Source organism: Mesorhizobium sp. M1E.F.Ca.ET.063.01.1.1, assembly GCF_003998155.1.
Taxonomy (GTDB): Bacteria; Pseudomonadota; Alphaproteobacteria; order Rhizobiales; family Rhizobiaceae; genus Mesorhizobium.
This window is the reverse complement of record NZ_RZSC01000256.1, coordinates 1-7,704: the sequence shown is the minus strand read 5'-3', so window position 1 is coordinate 7,704 and position 7,704 is coordinate 1. Positions and strand designations below refer to the sequence as shown.

Below are 7,704 nucleotides of genomic sequence, written 5' to 3'. Positions count from 1 at the left end.
GACGGCGAGGCCCGCCGCACGGGCCCGGCGCAAATTCTCAGCAAAGGTATCATCGACATAGCCGCCACCTTCCGTCGCCTTGATGATGGCGAAGGCGACATCGTCGGCCGCGACGCGCGGCCAGTCGATCCCGCCCTGGTGATGCGAGACGTCGATGCCCCTTATGGGGAATTCGCCACGATCCGGTGGGAAAGCACGGGGCCGGAAAAAGCCTTCTGCCCAGATGGCAAGCGCCAGAAAGACGAAAGCCAGGGCCAGGACGATCAAGCTGTTCCTCAAGCCTTGGCTCCCTGCCCGCCATTGCGGCCGTCTTATCCGCGCTCCTTGAGGAGCCGCCCCTTCTCGCGCGCCCAGTCGCGCTGCCTCTCTGTCTCGCGCTTGTCGTGCAGCTTCTTGCCGCGCGCGATCGCAAGCAACAGCTTGGCGCGGCCGCGATCGTTGAAATAGATTTTCAGCGGCACCAGCGTCATGCCCTCGCGCTCGACGCTCTGCGAGAGCTTCGCCATCTCGCGCTTGCTGACAAGCAGTTTGCGACGCCGGCGCGGCTCATGGTTGAAGCGGTTGGCCTGCAGATATTCCGGCAAATAGGAATTGATCAGCCAGATCTCGCCGCCTTCGGCCGAGGCATAGCTTTCCTGGATGTTGGCCTGGCCCTGGCGCAGCGACTTGACCTCGGTACCGGTCAGCACCAGGCCGGTCTCGATCGTGTCGAGCACCTCGTAGGAAAAGCGCGCCTTGCGGTTTTCGGCGACCGTCCTGTTGTTGGGGTCGGCTTTCTTGACTTGATTCATAATGCGGAGAGGTGGCGCCTCATCCCTAATTTATCAAGCCGGCGTGCTTCATCGCCTGATCGATCTTTTCGGCGGTTGACGCCTCGATCGTCACGAGCGGTAAGCGCACCACGTTCTCGACCTTGCCCAGCTTCGACAGCGCGTATTTGGCGCCGCACAGGCCAGGTTCCGTGAAGATCGCCTTGTGCAGCGGCAGCAAGCGATCCTGCAGGTCGAGCGCCTTGGCGCTGTCGCCCGAAAGGGTTGCCTCCTGGAATTCCGCGCAGAGCCTGGGCGCGACATTCGAGGTCACCGAGATGCAGCCGACGCCGCCATGCGCGTTGAAGCCGAGCGCCGAGGCATCCTCGCCGGAGAGCTGGATGAAATCCTTGCCGCAGGTCAAGCGCTGCTCCGAGACCCGCTCGACCTTGCCGGTCGCATCCTTGACGCCGACGATGTTCTTGAAGTCGTGGGCCAGCCTGCCCATCGTATCGGGCATCATGTCGATCACCGAACGCGGCGGGATGTTGTAGATGATGATCGGCAGCTTGGTCGCTCTGGCGACGGCGGCAAAGTGCTCGTAGAGGCCGCGCTGCGTCGGCTTGTTGTAATAAGGCGTGACCACAAGCGCTGCATCCGCGCCTGCCTTTTCGGCAAATTGAACCAGGCCGACGGCTTCCTCGGTGTTGTTGGAGCCGGCCCCGGCGACGACCGGAACACGGCCCTTGGCCGCTTCGATGCAGACCTTCACGACATTGCGGTGCTCGTCATGCGACAGCGTCGGCGACTCGCCGGTGGTGCCGACCGGGACCAGGCCCTTGGTGCCCTCGGCGATCTGCCAGTCGATGAAAACGCGAAAGGCTTTCTCGTCGAAACGCCCGCTCTTTTCGAACGGTGTGACGAGCGCGGTCAGCGAGCCTCTCAGCATGTCGTCCAAACTCCTTTGGGACTTTTCGGGTTTTGTTTGCGCGCCTTCTAACCGAAAGCGGAGCCGCGCACCATAGTCTCGACATGGTTCAGCGGCAAGCATCGCCATAGTACCAGCAGGGGCAATTCGAACGGCCTCGATAACCTTTTGTTCACGAGCCTTTCACAACCTGAGTTTAGGCTTGGGATTGGGTCTTCAGGGTCCCTGCCTGCTGGCAATGTGCTAGGATAAAAAATGCCGACGAGGCGACCCCATCTCTTCGCGCTCCTCAGCGCGGTGGTCGCGCTGATGCCTGGGATGGCGATCGGCGGCAGCGCTGACGTGCGCGTGACAGCGGCTATCCCCGCGCCTGGCGCGCCGCAGGCTCTGGGCGAGGCGCAGCCGTCTCAATCTTCGGCAGGCATCGCGCAACTCAAGGGCGGGCTCGACGCGCTGGCCGCCAACGACATAGCCGGTGCGCGCAATGCGCGCGATATGCTGCCCGCCACATCGCTCGACCGGCACATCCTGGCCTGGGCGATCGCGCTCTATGGCGGCGACCAGGTGCCGAGCGGCGAGATCGCCGATGCGGCCAAGATGCTGCCCGGATGGCCGGGCATGATCGCGCTGCGCAAGAACAGCGAGCGCGCGCTCTATCGCGAGAATCCCCCGCCGCAAGTGGTGGTGCAGGCCTTCGGCCGCAGCCAGCCGCTGACGCCGGAGGGCGTGATCGTCCTCGCCCGCTCGCAGGTGGCGCTCCGTAACCAGCCGGCTGCGCGGGCGGTGCTGGTGCCGTTCTGGCGCAGCGAGAAGCTGGAAGAGAAGGACGAGACGGCCATCATCAAGGAGTTCGGCGCGCTGATCCCAGCAGCCGACCATCGCTTTCGCATGGAGCGCATGTTCTACGCCGACCGGCCGTCCTCGGCGCTGCGGATCGCCGGCCTTGCGGGCGCGCAGCAACTGGCGGATGCCTGGGCCGCGGCCGACAAAGGCGACAAGAACGCGGCGAAGCTGCTGAAGGCCGTGCCCGCGGCGCAGCGTTCTGCCGGCTATTTCTTCGCCGAGGCCGAATATCTGCGCAAGCAGCAGAAATTCGGCGATGCCGCGGCGATCGTGATGAAAGCGCCGACCGACCGCGATTCGCTGGTCGATCCCGAAGCCTGGTGGGTGGAACGCCGCGTTCTGTCGCGCGAACTGGTCGACCAGGGCGACATGAAGACCGCCTATAGAATTGTTTCCATGCATGCGGCCGAGAGCCCGGGCAGCGCCGCCGAAGCCGAGTTCCATGCCGGCTGGTACGCATTGCGCGGTCTCAACGATCCGGCGGGCGCTGCCGCGCATTTTTCGCGCATCGCCGACCTCGCCCAGGGCCCGGTGTCGTTGTCGCGCGCCTATTACTGGCTCGGCCGCGCCGCGGAGGTCGGCGGTCCAGGCAGCGCGAAGGACTACTTCACCCGCGCGGCAGCCTATGGCACGACCTTCTATGGCCAGCTCGCCGGCGAACGCGTGGGCCTCAGGACCCTCAACATCGCCTATCCGAAGCCGAGTGCCGCCGACCGCCAGAGTTTCGAAGCCAGAGAGGCGGTGAACGCGATCAGGCGGCTGCAGGAGGCGGGCTATGACCGCTATGCCGAAACGCTCTACCGCGACCTTGCGGGACAACTGACCAGCCCGGGCGAGCTCGCGCTGCTTGCGGTGCTCGCCGAAAAGCAGGGCAACCATTTCATGGCTCTGAAGGTCGGCAAGATCGCCGCCCAGCGCGGCATCGATGTCGGCGCGCTGTCGCATCCGCTGGGCGTCATTCCCGATTCGGCCAACATCTCCGGCTCCGGCAAGGCGCTGGCCTATGCCATCGCCCGCCAGGAGAGCGAGTTCAATGTCGGGGCGATTTCCAGCGCCGGCGCGCGCGGCCTTTTGCAATTGATGCCCGGCACCGCCAGGCAGTTGGCGAAAAAGGCCGGAATGATCTTCTCGCAGGCGCGGCTGACGAGCGATGCGGGCTATAACGCGACGCTGGGTTCGGCCTTCCTCGGCGAGCAGCTCGACCGCTTCAACGGCTCCTATGTGCTGACCTTCGCCGGTTACAATGCCGGCCCCAACCGCGCCGCCCAATGGGTGGCGAAATACGGCGACCCGCGCGGCAAGGACGTGGACGCCATCGTCGACTGGATCGAGCGGATTCCCTACACGGAAACAAGAAGTTACGTGCAGCGCGTGATGGAGAATTACGAGGTCTACAAGATGCGTATTTCAGGCAAGTACGATATTGTCGGAGATCTGGTGAACGGGCGGGGTTGAGGGCCTTTTCCTTCTCCCCTTGTGAGAGAAGGTGGCCGAGCGAAGCTCGGTCGGATGAGAGTGTTCCAGCTTGGCGATGCCCTTTTCCAGCCAGGATACCCGACGGCAGATCGCCGTCGTCGCATTCCTTCCAACACCCCTCATCCGTCTCGGCGCTGCGCGCCGATCCACCTTCTCCCACAAGGGGAGAAGGAGGAGTCTCTCATTTGACGATCCCAGCCCTCGCCTGTAGCTGTCGGTCACCTCAACGAGGAGCAGGATCCCGATGGCGAGCGACGGCTTTTCCGACTTCTTCTACGCCGCACCCGACGGCCTGAAACTCCATGCCCGGATCTACGGCGAGGCCAACACCGGCTGGCCGGTCGTCTGCCTGCCCGGCCTCACCCGCAATGCGCGCGACTTCCATGAGCTGGCGCTTTACCTTTCAAGCAAGGCGAAGAGGCCGCGCAAGGTCGTCGCTTTCGATTATCGCGGACGCGGGCAATCCGACTATGATCCCGATATCGGCCACTACAATGTCGGCGTCGAGGCCGGCGACGTGCTTGCTGGGCTGGCGGCGCTGGGCATCGAAGATGCCGCCTTCATCGGCACCTCGCGCGGCGGGCTGATCATCCATGTGCTCGGCGCGCTGCAGCCGGCCGCGCTGAGGGCCATCGTCCTCAACGACATCGGCCCGGTGATAGAGGCGCAAGGCTTGGCCCATATCCGCACCTATCTCGATCGCAACCCGAAACCGAAGACATTCGCCGAGGCGGTCGACGCACAGTGGCGCGCGCATGGCGCGAGCTTCCCGGCGCTGTCCGACGCTGACTGGGCTCGCTTGGTAGCCGCCATCTACCGCGATACGGACGCGGGACTGGTGCCGGATTTCGACCCGGCCCTGGTCGACACGCTGGCAGACGCGGACTTCACCAAGCCGCTGCCGGATCTATGGCCGCAATTCGACGCGCTCGCCGCCGTGCCGATGCTTGCCGTTCGCGGCGGCAATTCGAAACTTCTATCCGTCGCGACGCTCGAAGAGATGAAAGAGCGGCATCCCGGCATGGAGACGATCACAGCCGACGGCCAGGGTCATGCCCCGTTCCTGGAAACCGGCGAGTTGCCGGGAGAGATTGCTGCGTTCCTCGATCGCGCCGCGGGTGAGGTTATCTCCAAGTAAAACCGAAGATCAGAGCCGGGTGTCGAGGCGCCGCGGCAGTATAGGCGGGTTCGGCGAGCAAGCGCATGCCTCTCCTTCTCCCCTTGTGGGAGAAGGTGTCGCCGAAGGCGACGGATGAGGGGTGCTCCAGAAGACACCAGCCTCTCACTCCGCTGGAACACCCCTCATCCCGTCTCGGCGCTGCGCGCCGATCCACCTTCTCCCACAAGGGGAGAAGGGGGAACCAGCGCCACAAGGGGAGAAGGTGGAACCAGCGCTACTTCACCTTGGAACTCTTGCCCGGCGCCTTGACGGCGGCCGCTTCGCTCCTTGGCTTGCGCGCCGGCTTTGATGGCGACGGCGTGGTCAACGGAGACGCAAAGACGGAACTCTCCGCCTGGCGCGGCGCCTCTTCGGCGCGCGGCTTCTCGAGCACGACGACGCAGCCATCAAGGTCGTTGGTGGCGAGATGCGCATAGCGCATGGTCATCGACAACGTCTGATGGCCAAGCCACATCTGCACGCGCCGGATGTCGATGCCACCCTGGACGAGACGCGAGGCGCAGGTGTGGCGCAGGATATGCGGCACCACCTGCTCGTCGGCGCCAAGACCGACTTCGGCTTTCGCTTCGTTCCAGATGGCGCGGTACTGCGCCTGGGTCAGCTTGGTGAACGGACCTTTCGGCCGGCGGCCTTCGGTGGTCGGCGGCAGCTTGATCACTTCCTTGACGCGTTCGGTCATCGGGATGGTGCGGCTGCGGCCGGATTTGGTGATCCAGAACGAGACGCGGTGTTCCTGGATGTCGTTCCAGATCAGGCCGAGCGCCTCGCCGAGGCGGCAGCCGGTATCGACCAGGAAGACGGAGAGCCGATAAGCATCCTCGCAGCGGCTCTTGACGGCGGCGAACAGCCTTGCCTCTTCGTCCCTTTCGAGGAAACGAATCCGTCCCGCCCGCTCCTTCTGGCGGCGGAATTCGGGCAGGCTGTGGATATCCCCCATCTTATGAGCCTTGCGCAGCAGCTTGCTGAGTGCAGCCATCTTGCGATTGATGGTTGCGTTGCTGTTCCCGCGCTGGCGCAAGGTACCGATAAGACTGTCCAGGGTGTTCTGGTCAAAGGTGCTGAAACGCTCTCCCAGAAGGATCTCGTCTATTTCACCGATGAAAGAGCTGACATTGTATTTATGCCGCCCATCGTCCCAGAGTATGTCCCGGTATGCTGTAAAAAGTTCCCCGATCCTATAGGATTTTACTTCTCTGATCCTGTTGTATGTGTATCGAAAGTTCGAGTTCTGAGAAGAAAAAACCGCAAAGTGACCAGAGGACCCCCCCTCTTGAATCGCTTCATTCGTCATTTTGTTGACCACACCCCCGAGTGGATAGGCGACACCTAGCCGCTCGAAAGCGTCCTTTCAAGAGTTTTTTGTCCGACAAAATGATTTCTTCCGCCAAGCGGCGGATCCCAACGAAACCATTCCACAGACTTCAGCTACCGTACCCCCTTCTCTTCCTTCGTTGCCCACGCCCAAGTCACGAAAAACAAAACAGCCCGGACGTTAAAGCGCCCGGGCTGGATTTCACTTCAAGCAGTCCAGCCCTTAGAACGAGCGCTGGAAACGCAGGTGGGCACCCCAGAAGTCATCGCTGACGGGGTGGTAGTCGCTCGAGCCCTGGTTGACATAATCAACCTCGCCCGTGATCGTGAAGCCGGGCACGATGTCGTAAGCGACGTTGGCGGCCAGGCCGAAGGTCTTGCCTTCATCATAGGAAAGCTGGGCGTTGAACGAAGTCTTCTCGTTGAACTTGTAGGTGCCACCGCCATAGACGGCCCAGTTGCCCTCCCAGTTCTTGAAGAAGTTGTGGACGACGTTCTTCTCCGTGCCGTAGGTCGCCATGGCCCACAGCGAGATCGCATCGGTGGCGTTCACGTCGAGACGAACCTTGCCGGCCCACTCTTCGTAATTGCTGTCATATGCGACGGTACCGCTGACCCCACCCCAGCCCTGCGTGTACTTCACGCCGCCGACCATGTGCGGAATATAGCTGTCGATCGTGTTGGCGCCGTCGCCGTCTTCCAGCGAGACCACGGCCGAGAAGCCGTTGCCGGCGTCGAAGGTGTACTGAATGAGGTTGGTGTCGAAATCGCCACCGTAGCCGACCAGCGAATCCTCGATGACACTGCCGGCATAGCCGCTGAACGTATCCCACGCCGTTTCGTCCTTACCGACGCGGAACCCACCAAGCTGGATCCAGGCGAAATTCAGCGACCATTGGCTGCCGGAATCCTCTTCATCCCAACCATCCCTGAAGTTGAAGCGGTTCTCGGTATAGGTCCTCAACGTGCCGAGCTCGGTTTCCTGGCCGGTCCAGGTCTTCAGCGTGAAGCGGGCCAGCTTATGATAAGTGTCGTGGGTGCCGTCGCCCATGCGGTCGGGCACATCCTGGTGGCCGGCAATATCGCCGAAGCCGATGTCGTAACGGATATAACCGCCGATGCGCAGGCAAGTCTCGGTGCCGGGGATGTAGAAGTAGCCGGCGCCGTACACGTCGCAGATCTTGACGTATTCAGCCGGTTCCGGCTCGGCGACGGTC

General features: G+C 62.9%; 7 protein-coding genes. 2 read left to right on the top strand and 5 right to left on the bottom strand.

Translation table 11 applies throughout. The annotated features are described in order from the left end of the window. The 3 genes from EOA29_RS18650 to dapA form a co-directional block, all read right to left on the bottom strand. Nucleotides 1-225 (bottom strand): GH25 family lysozyme (locus tag EOA29_RS18650; protein ID WP_281061088.1); only part of this gene is annotated, 225 nt, incomplete at its 3' end. Between the two features lie 86 nt (nt 226-311). Continuing rightward, a complete protein-coding gene (gene smpB, locus EOA29_RS18645) occupies nt 312-791 on the bottom strand; it encodes an SsrA-binding protein SmpB (protein WP_127221263.1) in 480 nt (159 codons plus the stop codon). 25 nt (nt 792-816) lie between these two features. Beyond that, nucleotides 817-1,698, bottom strand: coding sequence for a 4-hydroxy-tetrahydrodipicolinate synthase (dapA, locus tag EOA29_RS18640; RefSeq protein ID WP_127221262.1), 882 nt, complete (start codon nt 1,696-1,698; stop codon nt 817-819). A gap of 234 nt (nt 1,699-1,932) precedes the next feature. Between dapA and EOA29_RS18635 the strand changes: the two genes are divergently transcribed. Both EOA29_RS18635 and EOA29_RS18630 read left to right on the top strand, forming a co-directional pair. Then, complete coding sequence (locus tag EOA29_RS18635; RefSeq protein WP_127221261.1) at nt 1,933-3,975, top strand: lytic transglycosylase domain-containing protein; 2,043 nt, start codon at nt 1,933-1,935, stop codon at nt 3,973-3,975. Between the two features lie 265 nt (nt 3,976-4,240). Further along, nucleotides 4,241-5,134, top strand: coding sequence for an alpha/beta hydrolase (locus EOA29_RS18630; RefSeq protein ID WP_127221260.1), 894 nt, complete (start codon nt 4,241-4,243; stop codon nt 5,132-5,134). 256 nt (nt 5,135-5,390) lie between these two features. Here EOA29_RS18630 and EOA29_RS18625 read toward each other — a convergent pair whose 3' ends face one another. Beyond that, nucleotides 5,391-6,467 carry a site-specific integrase gene (locus EOA29_RS18625; protein ID WP_127221259.1) on the bottom strand — a complete coding sequence of 359 codons (1,077 nt, stop codon included), beginning with the start codon at nt 6,465-6,467 and terminating at the stop codon, nt 5,391-5,393. A 243-nt stretch (nt 6,468-6,710) separates the two neighbouring features. Continuing rightward, nucleotides 6,711-7,704, bottom strand: a 994-nt coding sequence (locus EOA29_RS18620) for a porin (RefSeq protein ID WP_145969701.1), incomplete at its 5' end; no start/stop codon positions are given.

Excerpts from the sequence above, each read along its gene's own strand:
- smpB (WP_127221263.1), bottom strand. The coding sequence starts at position 791 with ATGAATCAAGTCAAGAAAGCCGACCCCAACAACAGGACGGTCGCCGAA.
- dapA (WP_127221262.1), bottom strand. The coding sequence starts at position 1,698 with ATGCTGAGAGGCTCGCTGACCGCGCTCGTCACACCGTTCGAAAAGAGC.
- EOA29_RS18635 (WP_127221261.1), top strand. The coding sequence starts at position 1,933 with ATGCCGACGAGGCGACCCCATCTCTTCGCGCTCCTCAGCGCGGTGGTC.
- EOA29_RS18630 (WP_127221260.1), top strand. The coding sequence starts at position 4,241 with ATGGCGAGCGACGGCTTTTCCGACTTCTTCTACGCCGCACCCGACGGC.
- EOA29_RS18625 (WP_127221259.1), bottom strand. The coding sequence starts at position 6,467 with ATGACGAATGAAGCGATTCAAGAGGGGGGGTCCTCTGGTCACTTTGCG.